Here is a 14,672-nt window from a genome sequence, read left to right on the forward strand (position 1 = left end):
AGGGAATCAAATGACAATTGATTGGCAAAAAGAAGTCGATGCACGAAAAGATGATTTGTTGCAAGATTTAATCGACTTATTAAAAGTAAAAAGTGAACGCGAGGACGATAAAGTAACGTCGGATGCACCGTTTGGCCCTGGACCTCGTGATGCACTATTACACATGTTAGCATATGGCGAACGTGATGGTTTTGTCGTGAAAAATGTGGATAACTACGCTGGACATATTGAATATGGTGAAGGCGATGAAACATTGGGCATTTTTGGTCATATGGACGTTGTACCAGCTGGCGATGGTTGGGATACTGATCCATATAATCCAGTTGTGAAGGATAATAAGATTTATGCACGTGGTTCATCAGATGATAAAGGACCAAGTATTGCGGCTTATTATGGCATGAAAATTATTAAAGAATTAGGTTTACCGTTATCAAAAAAAATCCGTTTTGTCGTTGGCTCTGATGAAGAAAGTGGCTGGGCAGATATGGATTATTACTTCGAACATGAAGAAAAACCAGACTTTGGTTTCTCACCAGATGCAGAATTCCCAATTATTAATGGTGAAAAAGGCAATGTTTCAATTGCTGTACATTTACCAAATGGGAATGAAGGCGAGTATACGTTAGAAAGCTTTGTTTCTGGTTTGCGTGCCAACATGGTGCCAGGTACAGCACAAGCAGTAGTGACTGCTCCTGATGCAGATAAAGTAGCAGAATTAACAACAGCTTTTGCCACTTATTTGGAAGCAAATCCAGTGAACGGGACGAGTAGCGTGGATGGCTTAACAGTAACGTTCGATTTAATTGGAAAAGGCGCACACGGTGCAAGCCCGCAAATTGGTATCAATGCTGCCACATTTTTAGCTGTTTTCTTAAACGACTATGCGTTTGCTGGTGGTGCAAAAAACTTTATCCAAGTGGTTGCTCAATACCTTCATGAAGATGTCTACGGCGAAAAACTACACACTGCTTATGAAGATGAAAAAATGGGTAAATTAACTATGAATGCTGGCTTGTTTGAGTTTGCAAAAGACAAAGACCAAGCATTTATTAACTTGAATTTCCGTTATCCTCAAGGGACAACCTTGGAAGCGATTGAAGCTGGTTTACAAGAAACAATCGGTACACTTGGTGCGACGTTCTCGACAGAACCACATCATATGACACCGCATTATGTTCCTCAAGATGATCCATTGGTGAAAACATTATTGGCAGTTTATGAAGAGCATACTGGTGAAAAAGGCTTTGAACAAATTATCGGTGGTGGAACGTATGGACGTTTGTTAAAACGCGGTGTAGCGTATGGCGCAATGTTCCCAGGTTACACAGATACGATGCATCAAGCCAACGAATTTATGTCATTAGATGACTTATTCCGTGCAGCAGTAATCTATGCTGATGCCATTTATCGTTTAGCTAAATAAACAAAAAGCCGATGTGACCACTCACATCGGCTTTTTCATTAGCTTAATACAGCTGCGGCTAACGCTTTTTGAATTTGTGTAATATTTTTATCTTTTCTAAACTGTAATAATTCCGCAGGTTCGACACCACTGGAAATCCAAATTTTTAGTTCTGCATCTAAATCGAAATGCCCTGATGTTTCAACGCTGAAACGTGAAATACTTTTATAAGGAATTGATTTATAGGTCACTTTTTTCCCAGTAATCCCTTGTTTGTCGACAATAATCAAACGATAGTCAGTAAAGACGACTAAGTCACGCACTAATTTAAATGCTAAGTCAACATGTTCATCGGGAATTAGCACATCGGCTAATTGTTTGGTGATTTCTTTATGATTCGCTTCAGTGGCATTGCCCATTAATCCATCAAATAAACCCATCATACATTCCTCTTTTCTTTTATTAGATTGAACGTGTAATATCTAAAACAGTTCCGGTTTTCGTATCAGCTAAAAATTCATAGATAGCTAATTCGCCATCTTCCATGCGAGTGATTCCACCGCTATACGCATTGGAATGAACGGCAAACTTACGTAGCGGTTGTTTTTCAAAATTAATCCATGAACCTTCGATAGGGCCTTCTGTTAGAAAGGCACGTTTGACTTGATCTAAAACATCGTCAGCAGATAATTCTTTACGATTTTTGACCCAGATAGTAGCAGCAATGCCGCTTGCCAATCCAATTGTTGCACCAATTGCTAAACCACTTTTAAAATAATTAAACGGTTGATGTGTTGTCATAACATGACCTCTTTTCTTAAACTCTAATCTAATTACTGTTTATTTTACCATATTATCTGATTTGCGTTATACTGAATAGGTAGTTTTATTAATAAAGGGGGCTCGGTTTGACAATTGTCAAACAAAAAAATGCAAGAAAAAACATTTCAACGAATTAAAGAGTTAACAGAAATGCAAGGTACAAGCGGTTTTGAACACGATGTTCGTGCATACATGCGTAAAGAAATGACGCCACTTGTGGATGAAGTACAACAAGATGGTTTAGGTGGCATTTTTGGGATTCGTCATCATGAAAATGCAAATGCACCACGAGTAATGGTGGCGGCACATATGGATGAAGTTGGTTTTATGATTACGCAAATTACTGATCGTGGGTTGTTTAAAGTGACATCATTAGGTGGATGGAATCCGTATGTTGTTTCGGCGCAACGTTTTACATTGAAAACAGCTAAAGGCGATTATCCTTGTATTTCTTCTTCAATACCGCCACATTTGTTACGCGGAACAGCGGGACAAAAGTCATTGGAAGTGGGAGATATTTTATTTGATGCTGGTTTTGAATCCAAAGAAGAAGCTGCCACTTATGGTGTCCGTTTAGGCGATACGATTGTGCCACAAGTGGAAACAATTAAAACAGCTAACGGCAAGAATATTATTTCAAAAGCTTGGGACAATCGTTATGGTTGTACGGTTGTTTTAGAAGCATTGGAAGCATTAAAAGAAGAACAATTAGGTCATACATTAATTGCTGGTGCCAATGTCCAAGAAGAAGTTGGTTTACGTGGGTCCAAACCTTCTGTCACCAAATTCAAACCGGATTTATTTTTTGCAGTCGATTGCTCTGCTGCGGATGATACAGTGACGAAAAATGGGACTTTTGGCCATTTAGGTGAAGGTACGCTGATGCGTATTTTTGATCCTGGTTTAATTATGTTGCCTCGTTTGAAAGAATACTTATTGGATACAGCAGAAACACATCATATCCCGTATCAATATTTTGTTTCAAAAGGCGGCACAGATGCAGGTGCTGCGCATACTGCAAATGAAGGCATTCCAAGTACAGTGATTGGTGTGGTTGGACGCTACATTCATACCCACCAAACGATGTTTAGCATTGCCGATTATGAAGCAGCACGTGAGATGTTGATTCAAACGTTACGCGGATTAGACGAAAGTACAATCAACACAATTATTGAAGGTAAATAAATTCAAAAAGCTATCTAAATGAAACTAGTTTGGATAGCTTTTTTTCGTGTGGCAAAAGGAGTATACTAAAATTAGCAAATAAGAAAGTAGGCGGTTGCGTGATTATTCCTAAAAATTTAGAAGAACTTGCAGGATATGTAGAGAATGGAAAAAATGTCTTTTTCTTTACAGCAGATTGGTGTGGCGATTGTCGTTTTATCAAACCGACGATGCCAGAAATTGAAGCGGATTTTCCAGAGTATCAATTTATTGAAGTCGATCGTGACGAATATATGGATGTAGCTTCGGAATGGAATATCTTTGGCATTCCTAGTTTTGTAGTGATTCAAGATGGCAAAGAATTAGGTAGATTAGTGAATAAAGATCGTAAAACCAAAGAAGAAATCGAAACATTTCTTCGTAATCTTTAAATAAAAATTGGAAGGGTGAGCACAATGGAACAAAACTATCAAACAGTTTTAGTCGGTATCGATGGTTCAGAACAAGCAAAAGAAGCCTTTGAAAAAGCGGTGGAAGTTGCCCGTAGAAATAATGGGAAAGTAATTGTCGCAGCGGTTATTGAGCCACAATTACCAACGACAATGGGCTATACACCATTAAGCGATTCTATTTTAGACAAAGAAGAAGACGAAGCGAAAGAAATGATTCAAGAAGCCAAAGAATATGCTGCTTCTGTTTCCTTTAACAATGTAGAGGGCGTTGTGGCTTTTGGTTCAGCAAAAACAGCTTTAGCTCGTGAGTTACCTAAAAAATATCAGGTTGATTTAGTCATGGTTGGACAATCAGGTTTGAATGCAGTGGAACGTTTCATGACTGGAAGTGTTGCTAGCTATATCATTCGTGAAGCGCCATGTGACGTTTTAGTTGTGACACCAACCCATAAAGAAAAGGCTGATTAATCAGCCTTTTTGTTTGTTCTATAAATGAAAAATCGTCTGCCAACGCTCAATTAACGTGTGAGGAACCAAAATAGGAGAATAACCGCAACAATACCGCGAACAACAATGTCTATGGACAAGAAACCAAATAAATTTTGCCAGAATGAACCTTTGTTTTTCATGATAATCCTTTTCTTTTAAATTACAAAGAAAACGCTTTCTTTGTAATTTTATTTATAGCATTTTTTGTGTTCTTGTACTCCGTCTAGAGAATGATTTTGAAAAGAACGCTTTTTTACTAAAAAAAATGCCATGAATAGTGTTTCTGAACGTAAAATTTGTTAAGATAGTTGTCGAAATGAATTTTAGGAGGAAACAATGTGATTTTTGCTTACAATCCCAAATATGTTAGTGATACATTATTAGTGATAACAGAAAATGATAACGGGTTAGAACAAACGGTTGAACGTAAAGGAAACGTGGCTCGTATTCAAACAGAAGATGGTCGTGTAGTTGGTTGGAATTTCTTTGCGATTTCAGATGTGATGACAATTGAGGGGACTGGTCAAGTCACTCTTTCTGATGAACAAGTCGCGCAATTAAATGAATTAATGCGTGACGCTGGTTTTACAGAAGAATTAACACCCGATCATGAACCAAAATTTGTCGTAGGTTTTGTGAAAACGTGTGAACCACATGAAGACAGCGATCATTTGTCTGTTACTGAAATTGAAGTAGACAATGGCGCAACGTTACAAATTGTTTGTGGTGCACCAAATATTCGTAAAGGGTTAAAAGTTGTTGTAGCGAAACCAGGGGCAATGATGCCTGATGGAATGATGATTTGGCCAGGCGAATTACGTGGTGTCGCAAGTTATGGCATGATTTGCTCCGCGAAAGAATTACAATTACCAAATGCTCCAATGAAACGTGGTATTTTGGAATTAGGCAGCGATGCTGTGATTGGCGAAGCATTTCAAGTAGGAAAATAAAAAATAGCGACTCGTTGTCATCAACGAGTCGCTATTTTTTTAGTTTTGTGGTTGAATACTTTGTGTTTGATTTTGGTTATTGATGATAGATTGGTCAACGGATAACTCAACTTTGACTGTTTGTTCTTTGTCTTCACGATAGAACGTTACGTCAATAGTATCACCCACAGATTTGCTATATAGAGCAGAGCGTAATTCAGTGCCGCTACTAATTTCTTTTCCATCAATTTTGGTAATCACGTCATATTGTTGGATACCAGCTTTTTCTGCAGGAGTAGCACTACCAACAGAAGAAACGACGACACCGTTGACGACAGAAGATGGTACTTTTAGAATTTGTTCTTGTTGTTGCGTTGAAATACTACTCAAATCAACCATTGAAATACCTAAAGCTGGGCGAGTGACTTCACCTTTTGTTTCTAGTTGTTCAATGATATTTGTTACATCATTACTTGGAATCGCAAAGCCCATTCCTTCAACACTGACACCGGAACCAGAAGAGCTAGCAATTTTACTTGAGTTAATACCGATAACTTGTCCAGCAACGTTAATTAATGGACCACCGGAGTTCCCTGGATTAATCGCCGCATCGGTTTGGATGGCATTAATACTAATGACTTGTCCAGATTCGTTAGTGTTAGTTACCAAACGATTTAGTGAAGAGATAATCCCTTGTGTAACAGAGTTAGCATAATCAGAACCTAAAGGAGAACCAATCGCGATTGCTGGTTCGCCAACTTTTAATGAATCTGAATCACCAAATGTTGCTACAGTATCAACTTTATCAGAAGCGATTTTTAAGACTGCTAAATCTGTATACGCATCAGACCCAATTAATTCAGCTTTCACCTTAGTACCATCCGTTAAGACAACTTCTAGTCCTTGTTGTCCGTCAACCACGTGGTTATTGGTTACGACATACGCATCTTTCCCATCTTTTTTGTAAATTACACCGCTACCTTCACCGACTGGTTGTAGGTCAGAACTACTTTCTTCTTGTGTTTCAAAAGGATTTAACCATTGACTTTGTGAAGAGCTTGCTTGTAAATTAATGATAGATACCACTGAATTTTGGACTTTTTCAACAGCGGAAGTAATATCGCTATTCACATTGACTTTGACGTTGCTTACTTGGGCATCGCTCGTAGAATCTTTGGTACTTTCGCTAGTAAGTGGTTCATTAGCAGAAGCTGCTTCGTTTGCACCAGTGGCGTAATAAAAACCACCGACACTTAGCATCCCGCCTAAAACGCCTCCTAGTAAACCAATACCAAATTTTTTTAAGACACCATTACTTGTTCTGCGTGGTGTGACATTTTTTTTAGCCATGAGTATGTACCTCCTATTTAGTTTTCTTATAATTATTATAATATTAATTTCTGAATATAGTCTACTGCTAGACTTTGAACAAAATATGAAAAAGATACGCACAAAAATCTCTAAAATCATGAAAAATAGTTGTGACCAGTGTTTTTTAATAACCTGTGGATAAATCTGTGCAAACTGTGGATAACTTTATGGGGAAACATGTATAATAGAAGAATCAGGACTAAAGGGAGAATCACCATGAATATTAAAATTATCACTGTCGGGAAACTAAAAGAAAAATACCTCGTGCAAGGAATTAATGAATACGTGAAACGTCTAGGTGCTTATGCCAAACTTCAATTAATTGAAGTTCCCGATGAGAAAGCACCGGAGAATTTAAGTGAAGCAGAAATGTTACAAGTAAAAGAAAAAGAAGGGCAACGGATTTTAGCTAAGATTAAAGACCAAGAATATGTCTATGCATTGGCGATTGAAGGTAAAAATCCTAGCAGTGAAGAGTTTGCCAAACAGATTGATCAACTAGGCATTCAAGGAAAAAGCCAAGTTGTTTTTGTCATTGGTGGATCGTTAGGTTTAAGCGAAGACGTCATGAAACGTAGTAACGTGCAAATCTCATTTGGCAAAATGACGTATCCTCATCAATTAATGAAATTGATTTTAGTGGAACAAATTTATCGCGCATTTCGAATTAATACGGGCGGTCCGTATCATAAGTAAGGATAAATTTAGAAATAAACTGCAAAAAAAACTATCAATGTTTAAAATTAATCATTGATAGCTTAAACAGATAGCGTCAATAATTTTGTGTAAATAAATCGTTCTTCTGCAAAATAATTAGTTACTCAGTAAACATTGAAACTAATGTATCGGTTACTTGTTGGAAACCTTTATGGCTTCTGTTTAGAAATTTTTGATTGTATGTATCAAAAATGCTGACTAGAAAGCGTTCTAGTGATTCTTCATTTTGAAACTGCTCTTTTTTGCGGCTGTACTTTTTAATTTGCTTATTGAAAGACTCGATTAGATTGGTTGAGTAAATGGTTCTACGAATACTGGGCGAAAACTCGAGAGTGTAAAGACAAAGAATTATACGAACAAGGATAGTTATCTGTGAATGAAAAAACTACACTGTCTGACTGAATCAACATAGTGTAGTTTTTAAACGAAATCGATTCATGATTAATACGTAATCCAAACTTCATTCATCCCAGAATTTTTGGTGATACCATCTGTTAAAGCAAGTCGAGAGGAATACGAAAGATACCCATAGAAGACCTGTGTCCCACCTTGATTATCCCATTGAACCGTAATTCTAACATTTGACGTGATTTCTTTTTTTGAAGGTAAATCAATTGGATACAACTCGTCGGTGTTATAGCTTAGGGCACTTTCAGAGGCAGCTTCAATAGTTGCTGTCCCGAAATATTGCGTTCCATCATAATTGCTTTGAGTTACACTACCGTTTGCGGAAATCGTTAAACGACTTTGTTTTTGTGATTGTTGAGAGTAATAAAACATATACGTGTTTGCCCATTTCGCTAAATCACCAGTAAAACCTGAGCTGGCATTTGCAGACGATGGATTATTTTGGGTAGTTGTTTTCTTGTTTTCTGCTTGAATATTTTCATTATTAGAGGCTGATAATTTTTCAACGGCTTCTTTAATGGACGAAAATTCTAGCTTTGCTAGCGCACTCACTGGAATCGAAGCGAGTTTGAGTTCAGAATCTTTGTATTTTCCATCAACATTTAGCTTTTTTGCTTCAGCAATTATTTCGTCGTATTGACTTAATTCGTCATTGGAGCTAGTAGCTGTTGTCGAAGCAGGACTTGTCGAAGTGATTGTTGAATGATTGGTCGCTATTTCAGGTGTTTTGGTTTGAAACAGATTAAATAATAAAAATAGTCCAATCGCAATGACAGCTATCAATAAAACAACAATTACGACAAAGGATGTATTCTTCCGCTGGGTGTTACTAGTAGTTACTCGTGACATAGTAGTTGTGTCGGTTAATCGTTCTCCACATGCATGGCAAAATTGTGCATTTGTATCATTTTCAGCGTGGCAATTCTGACAAATTTTCAACATAAACTCCCCCAATACTGATTTAATTGTTACTACTATCCTATCACAAACGCTCGATTTATTGATGTTAATAAAGTAAATAAGTTATTTCTTCTTAGTGGGGATTTCCCAGACATTTTTAAAATCGTAATACCCAGCAACATTCATCGGATTATTATGAAGCATCGTATGAACGAGATTTTGTTTATGTGGGTGGATGATATAAATCAGAAAATAATTATCAATCAACCAACGATCAATTTCTTGATAGAGTGTCCATCTTTTTTCTGTATCTTGTTCAAATTTGAAATGCGTCACTTTTTCTTGTAAGTGATTTTGATTTTCTGTAGATAAAAAACGTTGCAACAATAGTGTCCCATTCGTACAAAAATCAAGGAAAGACAGTTCGTCATCGGACATCGGAATATCACCAATCATCACCATATCCATGTTTTTTTCCATACTCGACGTGAAAAATTCCTTATTAAATGTAAATGGGATTCGTTTAAAGGAAATGCCAATTTTTTCTGCTCTTTTTTGGAGCCATTCCGATTGATGAATAGCTTTTTGGAACATCGGGAGATAACCTAGATGAAGTGTTTCTCCATTGTAAGTTGATTTCTTTAAGGCTGCTTTCGCTTTAGTCAGTGATTTATGAAGGAGAGCAGATTCTTTAGGAAAATAACGACTAGCAGGACTCCCCAAGTCTGCTCCTAAGTCTTTTAGTAGTTGTTGATTATCCAATAAATGATAGAGTGCTTCACGAAAATGCAAATCATTAACCACCGTGTCGCGTTTTTGATTAAAGATGAGAAATTCAACACCAATATTATTGGTTTGGACTTGTTCGTAATCAGTTAGTTTAGAAGAATCCGTAAAATCAATGAAAAATTCAATTTCATCAATCAAAGCGCGGAAGCCATAATAGTGATCGAATGCTTTTAAAGAAACTGTCGTCGTACCATAATGATTCAATTTAAATGGACCGCATGAAATGAATTTCTTTTCATCAAAAGGAATATCCTCAGGTAAAATGATGCAACTATGGTTTGCTAACAAATGACCAAAAAATGGTTCAGAATGTTCAAGATGAAAGACAATTTCGTAGTCAGAAATCAATTCGATTTGTTGAATATTCTTCAATTGGGTAAAAGTGTTGGCACCTTTTTGCATACAGCGCGTGATAGTATAAGCTACGTCTTGACTAGTTAAGGTTTTACCATGATGAAATTTCACGCCTTTTCGGAGGAAAAATCGCCAAGTACATGCATTGTTTTCAATCGACCAGTGATGGGCGATTGCGGGAGCAAGTTTCCTTTCATTGATTGTGACTAATGTATCGCCCAATTGTTTTAAAATAAACGATTCGCGATAAACAGCTGCTTTAATTGGATCAATGGTGGTTAAAGGACGATGGATAATGACTGGTAATTTGATTTCAGCACTGGCATTTTCTTGCAGACCAAATAGAGATTGGATTTTTTCATAGTAACGATCAAAAAAGTGAGTAGGAAAGCCGAAATCTAGTAAATTTAATATACCTGAAATATCATTCGTTGCTAGTAGTTGTTGCAGTATTTGGTCTAAATCATCTTTTAAAGAGTGAGTAAATACGATTTTTGAGGGATTCCCACGTCCTTTTCCGGGGATGTAGTGAAGAGATCCTTGCTCTTGCAACATATTTAAACGACGTTTTGTCTGTTTTGGGGTACATAACCATTGGTCACTTAGTTGCTGCAATTTAAAGTAATGGGGTTCGTCTGCTTGGAATAGGGCACGTAATTGAAAATAAATCGGATTCATCAGACACCTCCTAATGCCTAAAAGGGGACATTTTTATTTATATTGTCCATTTTTCATTCTATTTTTCTCTTTTATAATAGCTGATACGAGAGAGGAAGTGAAGCAGATGTTTCAATCATTGCATCCGAATATTCAATTACGTATTGTGATTCAGTTTCTAAGTAAAGTTGTTAGTTCGATGATTTTTCCGTTTATTGCCATTTATTACACAGAAAAATTCGGAGCAAGTATTGCGGGCGTTTTGGTATTGGTCAATGTCATTGTCAGTTTCTTGGCGGGAATTTATGGCGGGCATTTAACAGACGTCTTTGGACGAAAAAAATTAATGGTGATTGGAGAAAGTATTAAATTAGTTGCCCAAGTGGGGATGGTAATTGTCAATTCTCCTTGGTTACAATCGCCAATCAGCATGTATGTTTTGATTTTAGTCACCTCTATTACGAGTGGATTAATTGCACCGGCAAGTGAAGCGATGTTGGTGGATGTTAGTACGGAAGAAAATCGGAGTTTTATGTATTCAATGACGTATTGGACGACGAATGTATCACTACTTATTGGAATGACTATTGGTGGTTGGTTATTTCAATCCCATTTAATGGAATTATTACTTGCGTTAGTTTTATTGAGTATAGTGACGTGGTTTATTACTTGGCGTTTTATTTCTGAAACCTATCAACCGACAGAGAAAAAAACACAAATTGGCTTGAGGGATGTTTTAAGAAAATATCGAGAGGTTGCTCAAGATCGTCGTTTCTTATTGTTTACCATTGGTGGTATTTTGATTTTGGGTATTGAATTCCAACGAACAAATGTCATTTCTGTACATATGGCAAATGAATTTGTTGCGACGAATTTTTTTGGTACAGCAATGGATGGTGTGAAAGCATTGAGTCTGATGACAGCGATTAATACATTAATGGTTATTTTCTTTTCTGTTCCTGTAGGACAATGGTTGAATCGTTTTACTTCAACAGGAATTTTATATGTAGGCTTCTTATTATTTGGAGCAGGTTATGCACTAAACGCAGTTGCTGTACACTTGCCCCTTATCATTGGTGCCACGATTCTTTTAACCATTGGAGAACTCATTTACACACCTAAACGCCAAGCTATTATGGCTCAAATGATGGATTACGAAAAAAGAGGAAGTTATTTAGCGTTTAATGGAATCATTTTTCAACTAGGGAAGGTCGTTGCCGCTATGACGTTAATGTTTTCTCATTTAGTATCAACAATGGTCGTTGGTTTATCTATTTTTGGCTTAGCCATTGCTGGTAGCTTCTTTACGTATGTAGCCTTGCGAAAAGAATGAAGAAGTGGTTGTAAGCTAAAGTAAAATAAGACAAAACTATCCGAACACTAAAGATTGAGTCGCGCAAATGCTCGTGAGTTTGCCACTATCTTTAGTGTTCGGATAGTTTATTGTTAAACGGACTTAGGTTAAAGTTTCTAATCGTTGTATTTGTTTTTCCACGTGAGCTGTTCAGTCTGTTTAATAAAAAAAGAAGTGTTTAAACAGATAAAGAGCGTTGTAAAGCTTGTTAAACCAACTAAAAATAGAGCTAAGAAATTGGCACGAAATTTGCTTTTATAAAAGTAGGAGGTGAACGTATGAAAAGAAAATATTTGTTAGCAAGTCACGGAAGATTAGCGGAAGGGTTCCAAAGTTCCTTAACTATTCTAGCGGATAAAGGAAATGATTTTCAAGTCATCAATGCTTATATGACAGACGAGGACTATACTCCAGAAATCATTGCGTTTATTCATTCTATAAATGAAGAAGAACAAGCAGTTATTTTTACAGATTTATTTGGCGGTAGTGTGAATCAAAAAATAGTGACAGAAGTTATGAAGGATAAAAAAGAAAATATATTTGTCATTTCGAATGCCAATTTAGCCATTATTTTATCAATTCTGTTTGCAGGAGATGAGAAATTAACACATGAAGGTATTCAAGCATATATTGCAGACAGTCAAGTCACTTTAGTACCAACAACATTTATTCAAGAGGAAGAAGAATCTTTTTTTTAGGAGGAAATAGATATGATTACACAAATTAGAGTGGATGACCGTTTAATTCACGGACAAGTAGCGGTTGTATGGACCAAAGAATTGAATGCACCATTATTAGTCGTAGCAAATGATGAAGCAGCAAAAAATGAAATGATGCAAATGACATTGAAAATGGCTGTGCCAAATGGAATGAAATTATTGATTCGTTCGGTAGATGACGCCATTAATGTATTTAATGACCCACGCGGGAAAGACCATCGCATTTTTGTGATTGTTAATTCGGTCTCTGATGCAACAAAAATTGCACAAAGTGTCCAAGATATTGAAACGGTAAATGTAGCAAATGCCGGAAGATTTGATAAATCTGATCCAAAAGACAAAACGATGCTTTTTCATAGCGTGCAATTAAATCCACAAGAATTACAATCTGCTCGTGATTTATCCGAACTCACACATGTGAAAAGCTACAATCAAGTCTTACCTAGCAATCCACAATTAGATTTGAAAAAAGCGCTAGATAATTTATAGCATCACATAATAAGGAGGAAAAGGTATGTTAATGCATGCAACAATGGCAGCGTTAAGTGTATTTATCTGCTTTGCAGGTAACTATTTAACTGGACAAAGTATGATGGAACGTCCATTGGTAGTTGGCTTAGTGACGGGACTATTAATGGGAGATATTAAAGTAGGAATTTTGATGGGGGCTTCTTTAGAGGCTGTCTTTATGGGAAATGTCAATATTGGAGGAGTTATTGCGGCAGAACCGGTAACAGCAACTACATTGGCGACGACTTTTGCGATTATCTCAAATATTAATCAAGAAGCAGCAATGACACTGGCAATTCCAATTGGGATGTTAGCGGCGTTTGTCGTTATGTTTTTGAAAAATGTTTTTATGAATATTTTTGCACCAATTTTGGATAAAGCTGCGCGGGAAAACAATCAAGGAATGATTGTGACGCTTCATTGGGGCACCTGGGTGATTTATTATTTAATTATTGCGTCAATTTCTTTCTTTGGAATTGTTGCAGGAAGCGGTCCAGTAAACACTTTGGTCGAAAATATTCCCCAAGCATTGATGAATGGTTTGAGTGCAGCGGGTGGTTTATTACCAGCAGTAGGTTTTGCGATGTTAATGAAATTACTCTGGGATAATAAGTTAGCTGTTTTTTACTTATTAGGCTTTATTTTAACAGCCTATGTGCAATTGCCGGCAGTGGCTGTAGCTGGCGTAGGGATTGTCATTGCAGTGATGATTTCACAACGTGATTTTGAATTAGCACATCTACCTGCTTCACATAAAGCGAGTGGGACAATGAGTCAAGAAGAGGAAGAGGAGGACTTTTTCGCATGAAATTAAAAGAAGGCTTAACGAATGAAGACAAAAAAATGATGCGTTCAGTATTCTGGCGCTCATGGACGATGAACATTAGTCGTACTGGAGCAACGCAATATCATGCAGTTGGTGTAATGTATACACTAATGCCAGTTATTAATCGTTTTTATAAAACGAAAGAAGAAAAAGCTGATGCGCTAGTTCGTCATACGACATGGTTCAATGCTACGATGCATATTAATAATTTTATCATGGGATTAGTAGCTGCTATGGAACGTCAAAATAGTGAAGAAGAATCGTTTGATGATAGTTCCATTACTGCGGTAAAGGCTTCATTGATGGGACCTTTGTCTGGAATTGGGGATGCCTTTTTCTGGGGAATTTTACGAGTAATTGCAGCTGGAATTGGTATTTCAATTGCTAGTACCGGTTCAGCAATGGGGGCTATTGTTTTTCTAGCTCTTTATAATATTCCGGCGTTTATCATCCACTATTATGCTTTATATTCTGGATATTCGGTAGGAGAAACGTTTATTCAACGAATGTATCAAAGTGGCGGTATGCAAATTTTGACAAAAGCTTCTAGTTTATTAGGATTAATGATGATGGGAAGTATGACAGCTTCAAATGTTAAGTTTAAAACGATTTTAGAAGTAGGGGTAAAAGGTAGCGAAGAAGTTATGATGATCCAAGATTATTTAGATCAACTTTTTGTTGGTTTGGTTCCCTTGATTGTCACATTACTTGCTTTTTGGTTACTTCGAAAAAAAGTTAATGTTAATGTAGTTATGTTTGGTATTATGTTCTTAGGAATTATTTTAGGCTTATTAGGAGTCTGTTAATTC

General features: G+C 36.8%; 16 protein-coding genes and 1 pseudogene. 11 read left to right on the top strand and 6 right to left on the bottom strand.

The window, feature by feature from the left end:
* Window positions 1-10 precede the first annotated feature (10 nt).
* The gene (gene pepV, locus PYW32_RS02180) at window positions 11-1,423 is read left to right on the top strand and encodes a dipeptidase PepV (protein WP_016175970.1); all 1,413 of its coding nucleotides are present in this window, start codon (window positions 11-13) and stop codon (window positions 1,421-1,423) included.
* A 38-nt stretch (window positions 1,424-1,461) separates the two neighbouring features.
* On the opposite strand, the gene PYW32_RS02185 is transcribed toward pepV, so the two are convergent.
* Window positions 1,462-1,842, bottom strand: coding sequence for a PH domain-containing protein (locus PYW32_RS02185; protein WP_016175969.1), 381 nt, complete (start codon window positions 1,840-1,842; stop codon window positions 1,462-1,464).
* Between the two features lie 22 nt (window positions 1,843-1,864).
* Complete coding sequence (locus PYW32_RS02190) at window positions 1,865-2,203, bottom strand: hypothetical protein (RefSeq protein WP_016175968.1); 339 nt, start codon at window positions 2,201-2,203, stop codon at window positions 1,865-1,867.
* Between the two features lie 129 nt (window positions 2,204-2,332).
* Between PYW32_RS02190 and pepA the strand changes: the two genes are divergently transcribed.
* From pepA to ytpR, 4 genes are all read left to right on the top strand, one after another.
* A complete protein-coding gene (pepA, locus tag PYW32_RS02195) occupies window positions 2,333-3,409 on the top strand; it encodes a glutamyl aminopeptidase (protein WP_016175967.1) in 1,077 nt (358 codons plus the stop codon).
* 98 nt (window positions 3,410-3,507) lie between these two features.
* Window positions 3,508-3,819, top strand: a complete 312-nt coding sequence (locus tag PYW32_RS02200; protein ID WP_016175966.1) for a thioredoxin family protein — start codon at window positions 3,508-3,510, stop codon at window positions 3,817-3,819.
* 24 nt (window positions 3,820-3,843) lie between these two features.
* Window positions 3,844-4,308 carry a universal stress protein gene (locus PYW32_RS02205; protein ID WP_016175965.1) on the top strand — a complete coding sequence of 155 codons (465 nt, stop codon included), beginning with the start codon at window positions 3,844-3,846 and terminating at the stop codon, window positions 4,306-4,308.
* A gap of 359 nt (window positions 4,309-4,667) precedes the next feature.
* Window positions 4,668-5,279 carry a YtpR family tRNA-binding protein gene (gene ytpR, locus PYW32_RS02210; protein ID WP_016175964.1) on the top strand — a complete coding sequence of 204 codons (612 nt, stop codon included), beginning with the start codon at window positions 4,668-4,670 and terminating at the stop codon, window positions 5,277-5,279.
* 39 nt (window positions 5,280-5,318) lie between these two features.
* On the opposite strand, the gene PYW32_RS02215 is transcribed toward ytpR, so the two are convergent.
* Entirely contained in the window at window positions 5,319-6,608 is a 1,290-nt protein-coding gene (locus PYW32_RS02215; protein ID WP_016175963.1) for a S1C family serine protease, read from the bottom strand.
* A 237-nt stretch (window positions 6,609-6,845) separates the two neighbouring features.
* On the opposite strand from PYW32_RS02215, the gene rlmH reads away from it, so the two are divergent.
* Window positions 6,846-7,325 (top strand): 23S rRNA (pseudouridine(1915)-N(3))-methyltransferase RlmH, encoded by a 480-nt coding sequence (gene rlmH, locus PYW32_RS02220; protein WP_016175962.1) that lies wholly within the window; start codon window positions 6,846-6,848, stop codon window positions 7,323-7,325.
* 121 nt (window positions 7,326-7,446) lie between these two features.
* Here rlmH and PYW32_RS02225 read toward each other — a convergent pair.
* The 3 genes and pseudogenes from PYW32_RS02225 to PYW32_RS02235 form a co-directional block, all read right to left on the bottom strand.
* A pseudogene (locus PYW32_RS02225) lies at window positions 7,447-7,674 on the bottom strand (transposase); the annotation flags it as partial.
* A gap of 113 nt (window positions 7,675-7,787) precedes the next feature.
* Window positions 7,788-8,696, bottom strand: coding sequence for a zinc ribbon domain-containing protein (locus PYW32_RS02230; RefSeq protein ID WP_016175961.1), 909 nt, complete (start codon window positions 8,694-8,696; stop codon window positions 7,788-7,790).
* A gap of 81 nt (window positions 8,697-8,777) precedes the next feature.
* Complete coding sequence (locus PYW32_RS02235) at window positions 8,778-10,475, bottom strand: ABC transporter substrate-binding protein (RefSeq protein WP_016175960.1); 1,698 nt, start codon at window positions 10,473-10,475, stop codon at window positions 8,778-8,780.
* Between the two features lie 106 nt (window positions 10,476-10,581).
* Between PYW32_RS02235 and PYW32_RS02240 the strand changes: the two genes are divergently transcribed.
* The 5 genes from PYW32_RS02240 (at window position 10,582) to PYW32_RS02260 (ending at window position 14,669) form a co-directional block, all read left to right on the top strand.
* Entirely contained in the window at window positions 10,582-11,787 is a 1,206-nt protein-coding gene (locus PYW32_RS02240) for an MDR family MFS transporter (protein ID WP_016175959.1), read from the top strand.
* 299 nt (window positions 11,788-12,086) lie between these two features.
* On the top strand, window positions 12,087-12,506 hold the full coding sequence (locus PYW32_RS02245) for a PTS sugar transporter subunit IIA (protein ID WP_016175958.1): 420 nt from the start codon (window positions 12,087-12,089) through the stop codon (window positions 12,504-12,506).
* A 12-nt stretch (window positions 12,507-12,518) separates the two neighbouring features.
* Entirely contained in the window at window positions 12,519-13,016 is a 498-nt protein-coding gene (locus PYW32_RS02250) for a PTS sugar transporter subunit IIB (RefSeq protein ID WP_016175957.1), read from the top strand.
* 25 nt (window positions 13,017-13,041) lie between these two features.
* Window positions 13,042-13,845 carry a PTS mannose/fructose/sorbose/N-acetylgalactosamine transporter subunit IIC gene (locus PYW32_RS02255; protein WP_016175956.1) on the top strand — a complete coding sequence of 268 codons (804 nt, stop codon included), beginning with the start codon at window positions 13,042-13,044 and terminating at the stop codon, window positions 13,843-13,845.
* Window positions 13,842-14,669, top strand: a complete 828-nt coding sequence (locus tag PYW32_RS02260) for a PTS system mannose/fructose/sorbose family transporter subunit IID (RefSeq protein WP_016175955.1) — start codon at window positions 13,842-13,844, stop codon at window positions 14,667-14,669. The genes PYW32_RS02255 and PYW32_RS02260 overlap by 4 nt, the downstream gene beginning before the upstream one ends.
* Window positions 14,670-14,672: the final 3 nt, after the last annotated feature.

Source organism: Enterococcus saccharolyticus subsp. saccharolyticus (assembly GCF_029023825.1).
Lineage (GTDB): Bacteria > Bacillota > Bacilli > Lactobacillales > Enterococcaceae > Enterococcus_F > Enterococcus_F saccharolyticus.

Excerpts from the sequence above, each read along its gene's own strand:
- pepV (WP_016175970.1), top strand. The coding sequence starts at position 11 with ATGACAATTGATTGGCAAAAAGAAGTCGATGCACGAAAAGATGATTTG.
- PYW32_RS02185 (WP_016175969.1), bottom strand. The coding sequence starts at position 1,842 with ATGGGTTTATTTGATGGATTAATGGGCAATGCCACTGAAGCGAATCAT.
- PYW32_RS02190 (WP_016175968.1), bottom strand. The coding sequence starts at position 2,203 with ATGACAACACATCAACCGTTTAATTATTTTAAAAGTGGTTTAGCAATT.
- pepA (WP_016175967.1), top strand. The coding sequence starts at position 2,333 with ATGCAAGAAAAAACATTTCAACGAATTAAAGAGTTAACAGAAATGCAA.
- PYW32_RS02205 (WP_016175965.1), top strand. The coding sequence starts at position 3,844 with ATGGAACAAAACTATCAAACAGTTTTAGTCGGTATCGATGGTTCAGAA.
- PYW32_RS02215 (WP_016175963.1), bottom strand. The coding sequence starts at position 6,608 with ATGGCTAAAAAAAATGTCACACCACGCAGAACAAGTAATGGTGTCTTA.
- rlmH (WP_016175962.1), top strand. The coding sequence starts at position 6,846 with ATGAATATTAAAATTATCACTGTCGGGAAACTAAAAGAAAAATACCTC.
- PYW32_RS02230 (WP_016175961.1), bottom strand. The coding sequence starts at position 8,696 with ATGTTGAAAATTTGTCAGAATTGCCACGCTGAAAATGATACAAATGCA.
- PYW32_RS02235 (WP_016175960.1), bottom strand. The coding sequence starts at position 10,475 with ATGAATCCGATTTATTTTCAATTACGTGCCCTATTCCAAGCAGACGAA.
- PYW32_RS02240 (WP_016175959.1), top strand. The coding sequence starts at position 10,582 with ATGTTTCAATCATTGCATCCGAATATTCAATTACGTATTGTGATTCAG.
- PYW32_RS02245 (WP_016175958.1), top strand. The coding sequence starts at position 12,087 with ATGAAAAGAAAATATTTGTTAGCAAGTCACGGAAGATTAGCGGAAGGG.
- PYW32_RS02250 (WP_016175957.1), top strand. The coding sequence starts at position 12,519 with ATGATTACACAAATTAGAGTGGATGACCGTTTAATTCACGGACAAGTA.
- PYW32_RS02255 (WP_016175956.1), top strand. The coding sequence starts at position 13,042 with ATGTTAATGCATGCAACAATGGCAGCGTTAAGTGTATTTATCTGCTTT.
- PYW32_RS02260 (WP_016175955.1), top strand. The coding sequence starts at position 13,842 with ATGAAATTAAAAGAAGGCTTAACGAATGAAGACAAAAAAATGATGCGT.